Origin of the sequence: Methanoculleus sp. 10 (genome assembly GCF_913757945.1) — an archaeon.
GTDB lineage: Archaea > Halobacteriota > Methanomicrobia > Methanomicrobiales > Methanoculleaceae > Methanoculleus.
The window spans coordinates 27664-40751 of record NZ_CAJYDP010000008.1 but is presented as its reverse complement, the minus strand read 5'-3'; the positions used below and the strand labels follow the sequence as shown (position 1 = coordinate 40751).

Sequence of the window (13088 nt, the reverse complement as noted above, 5' to 3'; positions counted from 1 at the left end):
ATTAAAGGAAATCCCCATTTTATAAAGCACCCATAGATCGGCAGGAGTTTTTAACGATGGTACGAAAACCAGCGAAGATGTACAGGAATCTCGCAAAGAAAGCATATACACGCAGGGAATACATGGGCGGCGTGCCGGGCAGCAAGATCGTGCAGTACGATATGGGCAACCTCAACCAGGACTTCCCGGTCGAGCTCTCCATCGTCGTCGAGGAGACCTGCCAGATACGCCACACGGCTCTTGAGGCCGCCCGTATCGGCATCAACCGGCAGCTCTTGAAAGAGGTCGGGAGGGCAAACTATCACTTAAAGATCCGGACCTTCCCGCACCACGTTCTCCGTGAGAACAAGCAGGCAACCGGCGCAGGAGCGGATCGTGTCTCGGAAGGCATGCGTCTCGCCTTCGGGAAGGCCGTCGGCACCGCGGCGCGGGTCCAGAGCGGCCAGAAGGTCTTCTCCGTCTGGACGACCCCCCAGTACGCTGAGAAGGCGAAGGCCTCCCTCCGGCGCGGCATCTACAAGATCCCGACCCCCGCACGGATCGTCGAAGAACGGGCAGCGGAAGCGTAGACCTGCACAACGCCCCATCCTTTTTGCGAGGAGCAACCCGCAGAGGGCAGATTCGATACCGGCGGGAATATAGGTATTTATAGCCTCTTCCCACCAGTAATAATGATGGTTCATCCGGCAGATTCGAAGCTCTCGTGCGCGCTCGCCAACGCCACAGAAAGAGCTCTTGCAGAGGCTGAGATCCGGCTCCCCACGGACGTCCTCGCGGCGATCCGGAGGGCGGCCGCGGTCGAGAGGAACGAGGTCGCCCGGCGGGAACTCGGCCATATCCTCGAGAACATCGCACTCGCCGAAGATCTGCAGGTGCCGATCTGCCAGGATACCGGCGTGCCGGTGGTCTACCTCACCCTGCCTCCTGATATCGGGCTCTCGCCCTCGATCTTTCTCGGAGTGCGGGAAGGGGTGCGCCGGGCGACGGCCACAATTCCGCTCCGCCCGAACGTCGTGGATCCAGTCACCCGGGAGAACACCGGGGACAACACCGGCGCCGAGATGCCCGCCGTCCACGTGGCGCCCGGCGACCGGCTCACGGTGACCGTGCTCCCGAAGGGCGCGGGCTCCGAGAACGCATCGAGGATCGGGATGCTCCTCCCCTCGCAGGCGGCGGAGATCCCCCGATTTGTCGCGGAGACGATGCTCATCGCGGGCGGAAGGCCCTGCCCGCCGGTCTTCCTCGGCGTCGGGATCGGCGGGACGTTCGACGTGGCGGCTGCGCTTGCAAAGGAGGCCCTGCTCCTCCCGGTCGACACCATGGACGACTACGAGCAGGAACTCTGCGACGCGGTGAACGCCCTCGGCATCGGGCCGATGGGCCTTGGGGGCGATACGACGGCGCTCGCGGTGAAGGTGAAGCGGGCGGACTGCCACACCGCATCCCTCCCGGTGGCGGTGAACGTCCAGTGCTGGGCCTGCCGCCGGGCGACCGTGGAGGTCAAACGATGATGCACCTTGCGACACCGCTCGGCGACGAGGTCCTCTCGCTCCGGGCAGGCGACCAGGTCACCCTCTCCGGGACGATCTACACCGCCCGCGACGAGGCCCATCTCCGGATGATGAAGGAAGGCATCCCCTTCGATCCCAGGGGCGCCGTGGTCTACCACTGTGGCCCGGTGGTGCAGGAGAGTCGGCTCGTCGTCGCCGGACCCACCACGTCCGCGCGGATGAACGCGCTCACGGGATTCCTCATCGACGCGGGCGTCCGCGCCCTCATCGGCAAAGGCGGGATGGGGCCGGAGGTGGTCAGGCAACTCCGGGGGCGCGCCGTCTACCTCGCGCTCACGGGCGGGTGCGCCGCCCTCGCCGCCGCCCGCATGAACCTCTCAGGCGTCTATTTTGAAGACCTCGGCATGGCCGAGGCGGTCTGGGTCATCGAGGCCGATCACCTGCCGCTGACGGTCGGGATCGACGCCCACGGCGGTGATCTCTTCGAGACAGTACGCGAGAAAGCGAAAACACAATTTCACAAGCGCTTCAATACTAGATAGGATACCGTCTCATGAAACTCGTCATCGATGAAAGCCGCTGCAAAGGGTGCAACCTCTGCGTGCTGGTCTGCCCCTACGGGATCTTTCGGGAAGGGACGGAACTCAACAGCCGGGGGATCGTCTCCCCGGTCCTCGACCGCCCCGAGCGGTGCACGAACTGCAGGCTGCAAGCCCTCTACGGGCGGATGCTCTGCGGAGTCTGCCACATGATCTGCCCCGACCAGGCGATCGCCTGGGTCGCGGAGAGACCGTTTGAGCCGCACCGGGTGGAGGTGGAGTTTTGAGCAGAGTTGAGTTCATGCAGGGGAATGCCGCCTGCGCGGAGGGCGCGCTCGCCGCCGGGTGCCGGTTCTTCGGCGGCTACCCGATCACGCCGTCGACCGAGATCGCCGAGACCATGGCCCGGAGGCTCCCGAAGGCCGGCGGGGTCTTCATATCCATGGAAGACGAACTCGCGAGCATCGCCGCGGTGATCGGCGCCGCCTGGACGGGAGTCCGGGCCATGACCGCGACAAGCGGCCCGGGGTTTTCGCTGATGATGGAGAACATCGGCTACGCGGCCATGACCGAGACGCCGTGCGTCATCGTCAACGTCCAGCGGGGCGGTCCGAGCACTGGCCAGCCGACGCGGGCGGCGCAGGGCGATATGCTCCAGTGCCGGTTCGGGTCGCACGGCGACTACAGCATCATCGCGCTCACCCCGAACTCCGTCCAGGAGATGTTCGACCTGACGGTGAAGGCGTTTAACCTCGCCGACCGGTTCAGGGTTCCCACCTTCCTGATGACCGACGAGATCGTCGGCCACATGCGGGAGCGGGTGACCATCCCGGACTCGGTCGAGGTCACCCCCCGTCACCCGCTCGCTGAAGGGAGCCTCCCGTTCGAGGCCGGCGACGACGGCGTCCCGGGGTTTGCACCCTTCGGCTCGGGGCGATCGGTCCACGTGACCGGGCTCACCCACGATGAGCGGGGCTACCCGGACACGACCGATCCCGCAGCGCACGACCGGCTGGTGCAGAGACTCGTCGCCAAGGTCGAGTCGGCCCGCCGCGATATCGCCGACTACGAGGTCGTAAACCCCGATGCCAGGACGGTCTTTGTCGCCTACGGCCCCCCGTCCCGGACGGTCGAGCAGGTGATGCGCGACCACCCCGACGAATCTGTCGGCCACCTCCGGCTCAGGGTCGTCTGGCCGTTCCCGGAGTTCGCTCTCGAGGAGTTCCCGAACGCGAAAACCTTTCTCGTGCCGGAACTGAACATGGGCCAGATGGTGCGGGAAGTAGAGCGCCACGTCGACCGGCCGGTCGTCTTGATCCCGAAGATCGGGGGAGAACTCCACACCCCCGCCGAACTCGTGCGGGCCCTGGAGGTGCACCGATGATCGCGCCCGACTGGTTCAGGGAAGACCGCCTGCCCCACATCTACTGCACCGGGTGCGGCAACGGGACGGTCATCAACTGCACCCTCGCCGCGGTGGAGGAGATGGGCTGGAAGCGGGACGAGACGGTCTTCGTCTCCGGGATCGGGTGCTCTTCCCGCGCTCCCGGCTACATCCTCACCGACTCGCTGCACACCACCCACGGACGGGCGCTCGCGTTCGCCACCGGGGTGAAGATGGCGCGGCCCGACTTCAACGTCGTCGTCTTCACAGGCGACGGAGACCTTGCCGCCATCGGCGGCAACCACTTCATCCACGCCTGCCGCCGGAACGTGGACATGACCGTCGTCTGCATGAACAACCATATCTACGGCATGACCGGCGGCCAGGGGAGCCCGACCACCCCACCGGGAGCCATATCGACGACGACGCCCTACGGGGCGAGCGAACCGGCCTTCGACCTCGCGGAACTCGCTGTCGCCGCCGGCGCAAACTACGTCGCCCGCTGGACGTCCTACCACGTCAAGGAGCTCACGAAGGCCGTCGCGGCCGGGATGCAGACGCCGGGGCTTGCCTTTATCGAGGTGAGGACCCAGTGCCCGACAAACTACGGCCGCCACAACAAACTCCGGAGCGTCCCGGCCATGATCGAGCACCTCCGGAGCCACGCGATGCTTGTCGAGAAGCGCGACCGCCTGGTCCGGGAAGGAAGGCCGGTCCCGGAGGACACCTTCACCGTCGGGGAACTGGTCCGGCGGAACCGGCCGGCGATGGGAGTGAGACGATGAGGCACGAAGTCAGGTTCTCGGGATACGGCGGACAGGGGATCATCCTCTCCGCGGTCATCCTCGGGCGGGCGGCGGCGCTCTACGACGGGAAGTATGCCGTCCAGACACAGGTCTACGGCCCGGAGGCCCGGGGCGGGGCCTCGATGGGGCAGGTGGTGATCGACGATGCGCCGATCCTCTATCCCGAGGTGACCGACCCCGACATCTACGTCATCATGTCCCAGCAGGGGTTTGAGAAGTACGGGGTCCGGGCCCGACCGGACGCGGTCATGCTCCTCGATACCGACCTCGTCCGGTCCCGCCCGGGCTGCCGCTACTGTGAGGTCCCGGCGACGGCGGAAGCAAAAGGCGTCCTCGGCCGGGAGATTGTTGCAAACATCGTGATGATCGGCGCCCTCGTGACCGCAACCGGGGTCGTGAGCAGGGAGGCGATCGAGCGTGCGGTGCTCGACAGCGTCCCAAAGGGCACCGAGAACCTGAACTCAAAAGCATTGAAACGCGGATTTGAACTCGGAGAGCGAGCGTGTAATTTATGAAACTACTGGAATACGAGGCAAAACAGATCTTTTCAAAGTACGGCATTCCGGTCCCGAAGGGGGCACTCATACGGGCGCCCGAAGAGGTCGCGGCACACCTGCCGGAACTCGGCGGCGCCGTGGTGCTGAAAGCGCAGGTGGACGTCGGCGGCCGGGGGAAGGCCGGCGGCGTCCTCTTCGCTGAAGGCGCGACGGCGGTCGTGACCGCCCGGGATCTCTTTGCGCGGGAGATCAAGGGTGTCCCAGTCAGGGAGATCCTCGTCGAGGAGCGCCTGGCGATCGAGCACGAGTACTACGTCAGCATCGCCATCGACCGGTCGAGCCGGCAGCCGGTGGTCCTCTTTGCCGACGCCGGCGGCGTGGAGATCGAGAACGCGGCGCAGGCTGATGAGTCCGCCGTGAGGAGGGTCGTCGTATCGCCGCTCCTCCGCGAGATCCCGCCGTTTTTGATGCGCGAACTCCTCGGCGGGGCCCCAAAAGAACTCGCCCCCGTCATCAACAGCCTCTACCGCGCGTTCCAGCAGAAAGACGCCATGCTTGCTGAGATCAACCCGCTCGTGACGACGCCGCGGGGGGTCTACGCGGCGGACGCGAAACTCATCATCGATGACAACGCCCTCGCCCGCCAGGGGATAGCGGTCAACCGCGACCTCTCGGAGCGCGAGCGCGAGGCCGAGAAGCACGGGTTCTCCTACGTGGAACTGGACGGGACCATCGGGGTCATCGGGAACGGCGCCGGGCTCACGATGTCGACGCTCGACCTCATCGAGTACTACCGCGGCCGGGCGGCGAACTTCCTCGACGTCGGCGGCGGCGCCGACCAGGAGCGCGTGATGCACGCCGTCCGGCTCGTCGCGAGCATGCCCGGGGTAGCGGTGATCGTGGTCAACCTCCTCGGGGGCATCACCCGGTGCGACGAGGTGGCGAAGGGTATCATCGCCGCCGATGTTTTGCCGACGGTCATCGTCCGGATGGCCGGGACGAACGAGGAGGAAGGGCGGCGGCTGCTCGCCGAGAACGGCTACCGAATGCTTGAGAGCATGGATGCGGCCGTCCGGGCGGCGATGGGGGTCGCATCATGATCTACGGAGACAAAACCCTCGGGGTGATCGTCCAGAACATCACCGGCAGGCAGGGAAGGTTCCACACGGAACTGATGAACGCCTACGCGCGCGAGGTCGGCGGCCGGGGCGTCGTCGCCGGGGTCGCGCCCGGAAAGGGCGGGCAGGAAGTCCACGGCGTGCCGGTCTATAACACCGTAAAGGAGGCGCTCCGGGAGCACGACGCGACCGCAAGCGTCGTCTTCGTCCCGGCGGCGCACGCGCTCGACTCGATCATGGAGGCGGCGCACGCCGGGATCGGGCTTTGTGTCGTCATCACCGAGCACATCCCGGTCCATGACGCCATGTTGGCAGTCGCCTACGCGAAACTCCACGACTGCACGGTCATCGGCCCGAACTGCCCCGGGCTTCTCTCGCCGGGAGAGTGCAAACTCGGCATCATGCCGGCCCACCTTGCCGCCCGCGGAGAGGTCGGCGTCGTCTCCCGGAGCGGCACCCTCACCTACGAGGTGGTCGACGAACTCACCCGCGCCGGCATCGGCCAGAGCACGGTGGTCGGGATCGGCGGCGATCCCGTGATCGGCCAGACGTTCGTGGACGTGCTCGCGCGGTTCGAGGACGACCCCCGGACAAAGGCCGTCGTCGTCATCGGCGAGGTGGGCGGCAACCTCGAAGAGGAGGGGGTCCGGTCGACCAGCCTCCCGGTCGTCACCTACATCGCCGGCGTGAGCGCGCCCCCTGAAAAAAGGATGGGCCACGCGGGTGCGATCATCGAGGGCGGCGAGGGCGACGCACGATCCAAGGTGCGGCGCCTTGCCGCCCTCGGGATCCCGGTCGCGTCCCGGCCCTCGGAGATACCGGGGCTGATCCGCGAGGTGTTATGAACAGTGACTTGATGCTCGCCACCGCCTGTGAGGTGGCGGCGAAGATCGGCGCACGGGCGGTCGTCTCGTTCGTCGACCCGATACCGATTCCCCCGGGCGTGCCCTCGGTCCCGATCATCCGGGTGCAGGAACTGCAACTCGACGTCTTGAAAGACCTCACCATGCACGACATCCTGGAGGTGAGCGAGCGGCATATGCTGGATGCCGCCGTCCACCTCTATCTCCGGCGGAACCTGGAGAACGGCATCGTCGTCGGCGTCTTTCCCCACGCCGTCATCATCTACGACATCGAAGAGGGGAAGAACTTCATCAACCTCAAGGACTTCTCCGACATCGTCCCCCGCGAGGTGCTCCATGCGGCTCTCTCGCTCGCCCTCGAGATCGCGGTCGAGGGGAGGGAAGGAAGGGCCATCGGGACCGCGTTCATCATCGGGGACCCGGAGGAGATCTTCCGGCACTCCCATCAGGCGATCCTCAACCCCTACCAGGGGCAGCCCGCCGCCCTCCGGGACATCAAGAACAAGGACAACTGGGAGAGCGTCAAAGAGTTCGCCCAGCTCGACGGCGTCTTCGTCATCGACAAGAGCGGCGAGGTGCGGTCGGCGGGGCGCTACCTTGACGTCACCGGGCGGGGTATCTCTCTTCCCGGGGGCCTCGGGGGGAGGCACCGCGCAACCGCGTCCATCACACACGAGATCCCGGTCATCGGCATCACGGTCTCCGAGAGCGGGGGCATGGTGCGCATCTTCAGGGACGGCAACTGCAAGATCGGCATCCGTTCCGACATCCGTGTCCGTAGTGACGGTTAGAAATGGTTATATGAATTGCAATCATTTCTCTTATCATACTTTAGAACTACGGTGGATTTGATGACCAGGAACATCAGCGTAGAAGGGCTTGACCAGATCCCGATCGAGAGACAACGGATAGAACTGGTGGAGAGGAAGTGCCTCGGGCACCCGGATAGCCTCGCGGACGGTATTGCGGAGTCGATCAGCCAGGCGCTCAGCAGGTCGTACCTCGAGGAGTGCGGCAGCGTCCTGCACCACAACACCGACCAGGGCGAGGTCGTCGCGGGGGAGTCGCTCCCGAAGTTCGGCGGCGGCCGGATCACGAAACCGATCTATTTCCTCATATCGGGTCGGGCCACGAAGACCTTCAACGGCGTGAACATTCCCGCCGACGCGATCGCCGTCGAGGCGGCACGGAATTACATCAAAAAGATCCTCCCCACCCTCAACATGGACCGCGACGTCATCGTCGACTGCCGGATGGGGAAGGGATCGACCGACCTGCAGGACGTCTTCCGGTCCTGTTCGGGGAAGGTCCCGCGGGCGAACGACACGTCGTTCGGTGTCGGGCACGCGCCGTTCAGCGAGGCGGAGAGCATCGTTAAAGGCGTCGCCGCGTACCTTGACGATACGCTCCGCCCGAAGTATCCCGTCATCGGCCAGGACTGCAAGATCATGTGCCTGCGCGACGGCGATGCCATCACCCTCACGGTTGCGATGGCGTTCGTGGACCGCTACTGCCCGGGCATCGCCGAGTATATCGAGCAGAAGAACGTCCTGACCGAGCAGATCGCGGCGGTCGCACAGCGGTTCACGAACCGGAGGATCAATGTCGCGATCAATACCGCCGACGATCTCGACGCCGGGAGCGTCTTCCTGACGGTCTCGGGGACGTCGGCCGAGATGGGCGACGACGGTTCCGTCGGCCGCGGCAACCGCGCGAACGGGCTGATCACCCCGAACCGCCCCATGAGCATGGAGGCGACGAGCGGGAAGAACCCGATCAACCACATCGGTAAGATCTATAACCTCCTCGCGACCCGGATCGCACAGGACTGCGTCGCGGAGGTCGACGGCATCGAGGAGATGTATGTCCGTATCCTCTCCCAGATCGGCCACCCGATCGATGAGCCCCACGTTGCGAGCGCCCAGATTCTCACGAAACCAGGCACAACCATCAAGTCGATCAAACCCGATATTGAGGGGATCATCGACGAGTGGCTGGAGAAGACCACCACCATCACCGAGAAGGTCATCAGGGGAGAACTCTCCACCTTCTGATCTTTCAGTCCGGAGTTGTCGCACCTCATGAGCAGATCACCATTCAGGCAACAGGATCCCGGGCTCGTCCGTCTTGCCATCCCGAACAAAGGCAGGATCGCCGGGCCCGTCAACGAACTGATCGAGAAGAGCGGCCTCCATCTGGTCGACGGCGGAGAGCGGAGGCTCATCACCCGGACTCATGATCCGAACGTGGAGATCCTCTTCGCCCGCCCGATCGACATCCCGGAGTACGTGGCGAGCGGCGTTGCCGACCTCGGTATTACCGGGAGGGATATGGTCATGGAGCGGGGCTCGGCGGTCGAGCAGGTACTCGACCTCCAGATCGGCAGGGCGACGCTCGTCGTCGCCGTGCCGGAGGAGTCCGATGTCAAAACCGTCGCCGACCTCGACGGGACGAAGGTGGCGACCGAGTTCCCGGCGATCACCCGCTCGTTCTTCGCGGAGCACGGAGTCACCGTGACGGTGGTGACCGTCGGGGGGGCGTGCGAGGCGACGCCGCACCTCGGGATCGCCGACGCCATCGTCGACCTCTCCTCTTCGGGGACGACGCTGCGGACGAACCATCTCCGGGTCATCGACGAGGTTCTCACATCGACGACGGTCCTGGTGGTAAACCCTGCCGCCCTCGCGGTGAAAAGGGAGAAGATCGACGAGATCGTCCTTGCCCTCGAGAGCGTCATCCGCGCGAAAGGGCAGTGTTACCTGATGATGAACGTCCACAGAAGCGCCCTTCAGGACGTGAGAAAGGTGCTGCCCGGCCTCTCCGGCCCGACGGTGATGGATGTGGCATCCGACGAGAACCTGGTCGCCGTTCACGCCGTCGTGAAAGAAGAGCGGGTCTACCAGCTGATCAACCAGTTAAAGCGGGCGGGCGCAAAAGACATATTAGTCATGCCCATCGAACGGATCATACGCTGAGAGCATGGAGATCTATCCCGCAGTCGATATCCTGGACGGCCGGTGCGTGCAGCTCGTGCAGGGCCGGCCTGAGGCGGCGACGGTCTACGGCGACCCGGCCGCCTGGGCGCACCGGTGGCTTGAGGAAGGAGCGGACGGCATCCACATCGTCAACCTCGACGGGGCGTTTGGCCGGGCGCAGAAGAACGCCGACCTGATCCGGAGGTTCATCAGGGAGACGAACGCCTTCGTCGAGCTCGGCGGGGGGATCAGGAGCGTCGGGGACGCCGCCGGGTGGCTCGATACCGGGGTCGACCGGGTGATCCTCTCGACCCTGGCGGTCCGGGAACCGGAGACGGTCCAGGCGCTTGCCGGGGAGTTCGGGAGCGCCCGGGTCATGGCGGGGATCGATGCCCGGGGAGGCGAGGTGATGATCGAGGGGTGGGAGCGCCCGGCGGGGAGTTACCTCGCCTGGGCGGAGCGGTTCGAGAGTCTCGGCGCAGGATCGCTTCTCTACACGAACGTGGACGTAGAGGGGCTCCAGCAGGGGATCGCGCTTACGCCCGTGACGGACCTTCTCTGCCGGGTGAAGGTCCCGGTCGTCATATCGGGAGGTATATCGAGCGCCGAAGACGTGAGGGTGCTCTGTGAGGCCGGAGCGGCGGGCGCGGTGCTCGGGTCGGCCCTCTATGCCGGGAAGGTCCGGCTTTCGGATGTCCTGGGGGCGGCGCATGCGGAGGAGTGAGGTCTGCCGGACGACACAGGAGACCGATATCAGACTCTCCCTCGACCTCGACGGGACCGGGGCCGGGACCATCGATACCGGGATACCGTTCTTCGACCACATGCTCACGTCGTTTGCCCGGCATGGTCGGATGGACCTCACCGTCCGGGCGGCGGGGGACATCGCGGTGGATGCCCACCACACCATCGAGGATATCGGCATCGTCCTCGGGACGGCCCTTGCGGAGGCGGTCGGCGACGGGCGGGGGATCACCCGGTTTGCCGACGCTGCGGTCCCGATGGACGAGGCGCTCGCCCGGGTGGCGCTCGACGTGGGCGGGCGGGGGTATCTCGTCTTCGAGGGCGGTTTCTCGCCGGCGGGACCGGGGGGCATCCCGGGCGACCTCATCGAGCACTTCTTCTACAGCCTCTGCAACCATGCCGGGATCACCGCGCACATCGCGGTCGCGGGCAGGAACGACCACCATATCTGTGAGGCGGCGTTCAAGGCGTTCGCCCGGGCGCTCCGGGCGGCCGTGGCGATCGACCCGGCAGCGGGCGGCGACGTGCCGAGCACCAAGGGGACGCTCTGAGCCGGGGGGGCGGCCCGGGGCGTAGCCCCGCAGGGTGGCCTCGCGCGGGAACATTCGCCGGCGTCCTTCTTCCCGGCGCTGCGTGAGAATACGTCGTCATATCTGTTGTGGCGATTCGCGATAGCCGGCGGTTTCACCGGCCCCACGGCTTTCCATCGGCAGCGCCCGGGCACTGCCCCGGTTCGGGGGGGCGGGGCAGGGAGGCTAAAGGCCGGCCGGGGCCGGATCGACAAGAAACAAGGTGTTTGGAGAGCTGGAGACAGGGGGGAACAAGTTCCCCCCCCGTCGGCCCTCCCCGTGGCGATATCCACCACGGTCCAGTGCATGGGGCGAGTCGGGGAAAGAGCCAGGCACGGGCTTGCCACCCCGGCCGTCCAGGAAACGACTATCAACGTTGCTCCCGGGCACGGCTTCCCGCCGGCTATCGTCATGACTGCCCCTGCCCCCGGGGGGCGGAGCAGTGCCGAAGGCGCGGGCGGGGTGGGATGCCGGAGAGGAGTATGGGTATCCCCTGCGGGGTGGGGACTACCAGGGAGAGCATATAGATAATCCCCGCAGAGGTCCGGCCGCCCGACCCTGTTCCTAATTCTGCTGCCGGCGGTAGACGATGTGCTCGAGCACGAGAACTGTTATGATGCCCACCACGAAACCGTTCGCGATCAGGGGGCGGACCGTTGCCGGGAGCCCTGCAGCGACTGCCGGGGGCAGGAACGCCACCACGGTCCCGAGGAGGAGGGGGATCCCGACGATCAGCCCTTCGTCGAACGTCCGGACCGCGCTGCTCTCCTGGCCGAGCATGAGCCCCGCCGCAATCTGGGCGGCCATGACGTAGGCGAGGACGACGCCGATGACCGGCCCCGGGATGCTGCCGAGATACCCGATGGTAAGGGGCGATGCGGCCATGAGCGCGAGCGCGACGCCGGCCGGGACCAGGGCGAACCGGGACGCGCACCCGGTGGCGGCGATAACCCCGGGGCTCAGGGAGAAGTTCACCGGGCCGATCACTCCCGTGAGGCCTGCCGCGGCGTTGCCGAGACCGGTGACGGTCATCCCGCGGTTTACGCGCTCGCTCATCTTATCTGCTTTCAGGAGGCCGCCCACCGACTGGATGGACCCGAGGTCGTTTGTGGCGAGCGCGAGGTAGCAGATCAGGAATGCTGCAAGGATCCCGGCTCCGGGCACAGCGAGCGGCGCGAGCAGGTCTCCGGGGAACGCAAAGAGGGCGGTACCTGCGGGAGGCAGGGGGACCGCACCGAAGAGGGCGATGTAGGCCGGGGTGCCGAGGATGATCGCCCAGAGCGCCAGGGTTGATTTCCAGATCCCTTTCAGGAGGCCGTTTGCGATGAAGAGGACGAGGGCGAATGCAAGGGCGAAGAGGAAGGTATGCGTCGCCGGGACCGTGCCGCTGCCATCGGTGATCAGGTTGAGGATGATGGGGGCGAGGGTGAACGCGATGAGCATGAGGACGACCGCGATCACGCGGGGCGTAAAGAGGTTCTTGAGGTGCCTGAAGAGGCCGACTGCCGCGAGCCCGGCAAGGAGGAGCCCGCCGACGAGTACCGATGCATTGATCGCGCCGAACCCCGCATCAAGACTTGCGAGGACACCGATCAGGAGCACCGTTGCCGGGCCGATCACCAGGGGGAGTTTGTGGCCCAGGTATAACTGCACGAGCAGCACCAGGGCGGTGAGGAGGAAGAGTTTCTGGAGGTAGGGGATGGCTGACCCCCCGTAGAGGCCGGCCACCACCTTGCCGATGATGAGGATGGCAGGCACGCTCACCGCAAGCCACTGCAGGCCGAAGATGAGGAGGGACGCTGGTTCTGGTCGGTCATCGATACCATAGGTGAATTCCATTGTAACAACTCCTGGCGGAACTGCCGGCCCGGGAGCGGGGCCCGGAAGGGCGTTCCGGCCTATATTGAGTCTTTTTTGTCCCGGGGTCTATAACAATTCCCATTCTGGCGAGAGGAGGGCCGATCGGGGCGAAGGGGGCGAGTTCTCCCCATTCTTCACCGTATAAGGGCAGGCCCGGGATACTGCCGCACGGCCATTCTCATCGAAAACCGGTGGTTTGATGCCCGCGGCCGGAAAATAGTC

Annotated in this window: 15 protein-coding genes; 14 read left to right on the top strand and 1 reads right to left on the bottom strand. The window is 65.8% G+C overall.

The annotated features are described in order from the left end of the window. Positions 1 to 56 precede the first annotated feature (56 nt). The 14 genes from QZ408_RS10240 (at position 57) to hisB (ending at position 10988) form a co-directional block, all read left to right on the top strand. Positions 57 to 569 (top strand): 50S ribosomal protein L16, encoded by a 513-nt coding sequence (locus QZ408_RS10240; protein WP_292491324.1) that lies wholly within the window; start codon positions 57 to 59, stop codon positions 567 to 569. Positions 570 to 671: 102 nt separating this feature from the next. After that, positions 672 to 1511 carry a fumarate hydratase gene (locus QZ408_RS10235; RefSeq protein ID WP_292491323.1) on the top strand — a complete coding sequence of 280 codons (840 nt, stop codon included), beginning with the start codon at positions 672 to 674 and terminating at the stop codon, positions 1509 to 1511. Further along, entirely contained in the window at positions 1508 to 2053 is a 546-nt protein-coding gene (locus tag QZ408_RS10230) for a FumA C-terminus/TtdB family hydratase beta subunit (RefSeq protein ID WP_292491322.1), read from the top strand. The genes QZ408_RS10235 and QZ408_RS10230 overlap by 4 nt, the downstream gene beginning before the upstream one ends. An 11-nt stretch (positions 2054 to 2064) precedes the next feature. Then, positions 2065 to 2337 (top strand): 4Fe-4S binding protein, encoded by a 273-nt coding sequence (locus QZ408_RS10225; protein WP_292491321.1) that lies wholly within the window; start codon positions 2065 to 2067, stop codon positions 2335 to 2337. Further along, positions 2334 to 3434 (top strand): 2-oxoacid:acceptor oxidoreductase subunit alpha, encoded by a 1101-nt coding sequence (locus QZ408_RS10220; protein ID WP_292491320.1) that lies wholly within the window; start codon positions 2334 to 2336, stop codon positions 3432 to 3434. The genes QZ408_RS10225 and QZ408_RS10220 overlap by 4 nt, the downstream gene beginning before the upstream one ends. Further along, entirely contained in the window at positions 3431 to 4219 is a 789-nt protein-coding gene (locus QZ408_RS10215) for a thiamine pyrophosphate-dependent enzyme (RefSeq protein ID WP_292491319.1), read from the top strand. Before QZ408_RS10220 ends, QZ408_RS10215 begins: the two co-directional genes overlap by 4 nt. Beyond that, positions 4216 to 4755, top strand: coding sequence for a 2-oxoacid:acceptor oxidoreductase family protein (locus QZ408_RS10210; RefSeq protein WP_292491318.1), 540 nt, complete (start codon positions 4216 to 4218; stop codon positions 4753 to 4755). Before QZ408_RS10215 ends, QZ408_RS10210 begins: the two co-directional genes overlap by 4 nt. Continuing rightward, on the top strand, positions 4752 to 5837 hold the full coding sequence (locus tag QZ408_RS10205; RefSeq protein WP_292491317.1) for an ATP-grasp domain-containing protein: 1086 nt from the start codon (positions 4752 to 4754) through the stop codon (positions 5835 to 5837). The genes QZ408_RS10210 and QZ408_RS10205 overlap by 4 nt, the downstream gene beginning before the upstream one ends. Then, positions 5834 to 6700: a succinate--CoA ligase subunit alpha gene (sucD, locus tag QZ408_RS10200; protein WP_292491316.1), complete on the top strand. Its 867-nt coding sequence runs from the start codon at positions 5834 to 5836 to the stop codon at positions 6698 to 6700. The genes QZ408_RS10205 and sucD overlap by 4 nt, the downstream gene beginning before the upstream one ends. Then, entirely contained in the window at positions 6697 to 7509 is an 813-nt protein-coding gene (locus QZ408_RS10195; protein ID WP_292491315.1) for a diadenylate cyclase, read from the top strand. The genes sucD and QZ408_RS10195 overlap by 4 nt, the downstream gene beginning before the upstream one ends. Positions 7510 to 7569: 60 nt before the next feature. Further along, complete coding sequence (locus tag QZ408_RS10190) at positions 7570 to 8772, top strand: methionine adenosyltransferase (RefSeq protein WP_292491314.1); 1203 nt, start codon at positions 7570 to 7572, stop codon at positions 8770 to 8772. 27 nt (positions 8773 to 8799) lie between these two features. Further along, positions 8800 to 9693, top strand: coding sequence for an ATP phosphoribosyltransferase (gene hisG, locus QZ408_RS10185; protein ID WP_292491313.1), 894 nt, complete (start codon positions 8800 to 8802; stop codon positions 9691 to 9693). A gap of 4 nt (positions 9694 to 9697) precedes the next feature. Continuing rightward, a complete protein-coding gene (gene hisA / locus QZ408_RS10180; RefSeq protein WP_292491312.1) occupies positions 9698 to 10417 on the top strand; it encodes a 1-(5-phosphoribosyl)-5-[(5-phosphoribosylamino)methylideneamino]imidazole-4-carboxamide isomerase in 720 nt (239 codons plus the stop codon). Beyond that, the gene (gene hisB / locus QZ408_RS10175; RefSeq protein WP_292491311.1) at positions 10404 to 10988 is read left to right on the top strand and encodes an imidazoleglycerol-phosphate dehydratase HisB; all 585 of its coding nucleotides are present in this window, start codon (positions 10404 to 10406) and stop codon (positions 10986 to 10988) included. Before hisA ends, hisB begins: the two co-directional genes overlap by 14 nt. 582 nt (positions 10989 to 11570) lie before the next feature. Here hisB and QZ408_RS10170 read toward each other — a convergent pair. Next, the gene (locus tag QZ408_RS10170) at positions 11571 to 12845 is read right to left on the bottom strand and encodes a solute carrier family 23 protein (RefSeq protein ID WP_292491310.1); all 1275 of its coding nucleotides are present in this window, start codon (positions 12843 to 12845) and stop codon (positions 11571 to 11573) included. Positions 12846 to 13088: the final 243 nt, after the last annotated feature.

Excerpts from the sequence above, each read along its gene's own strand:
- QZ408_RS10240 (WP_292491324.1), top strand. The coding sequence starts at position 57 with ATGGTACGAAAACCAGCGAAGATGTACAGGAATCTCGCAAAGAAAGCA.
- QZ408_RS10235 (WP_292491323.1), top strand. The coding sequence starts at position 672 with ATGATGGTTCATCCGGCAGATTCGAAGCTCTCGTGCGCGCTCGCCAAC.
- QZ408_RS10230 (WP_292491322.1), top strand. The coding sequence starts at position 1,508 with ATGATGCACCTTGCGACACCGCTCGGCGACGAGGTCCTCTCGCTCCGG.
- QZ408_RS10225 (WP_292491321.1), top strand. The coding sequence starts at position 2,065 with ATGAAACTCGTCATCGATGAAAGCCGCTGCAAAGGGTGCAACCTCTGC.
- QZ408_RS10215 (WP_292491319.1), top strand. The coding sequence starts at position 3,431 with ATGATCGCGCCCGACTGGTTCAGGGAAGACCGCCTGCCCCACATCTAC.
- QZ408_RS10210 (WP_292491318.1), top strand. The coding sequence starts at position 4,216 with ATGAGGCACGAAGTCAGGTTCTCGGGATACGGCGGACAGGGGATCATC.
- QZ408_RS10205 (WP_292491317.1), top strand. The coding sequence starts at position 4,752 with ATGAAACTACTGGAATACGAGGCAAAACAGATCTTTTCAAAGTACGGC.
- sucD (WP_292491316.1), top strand. The coding sequence starts at position 5,834 with ATGATCTACGGAGACAAAACCCTCGGGGTGATCGTCCAGAACATCACC.
- QZ408_RS10195 (WP_292491315.1), top strand. The coding sequence starts at position 6,697 with ATGAACAGTGACTTGATGCTCGCCACCGCCTGTGAGGTGGCGGCGAAG.
- QZ408_RS10190 (WP_292491314.1), top strand. The coding sequence starts at position 7,570 with ATGACCAGGAACATCAGCGTAGAAGGGCTTGACCAGATCCCGATCGAG.
- hisG (WP_292491313.1), top strand. The coding sequence starts at position 8,800 with ATGAGCAGATCACCATTCAGGCAACAGGATCCCGGGCTCGTCCGTCTT.
- hisA (WP_292491312.1), top strand. The coding sequence starts at position 9,698 with ATGGAGATCTATCCCGCAGTCGATATCCTGGACGGCCGGTGCGTGCAG.
- hisB (WP_292491311.1), top strand. The coding sequence starts at position 10,404 with ATGCGGAGGAGTGAGGTCTGCCGGACGACACAGGAGACCGATATCAGA.
- QZ408_RS10170 (WP_292491310.1), bottom strand. The coding sequence starts at position 12,845 with ATGGAATTCACCTATGGTATCGATGACCGACCAGAACCAGCGTCCCTC.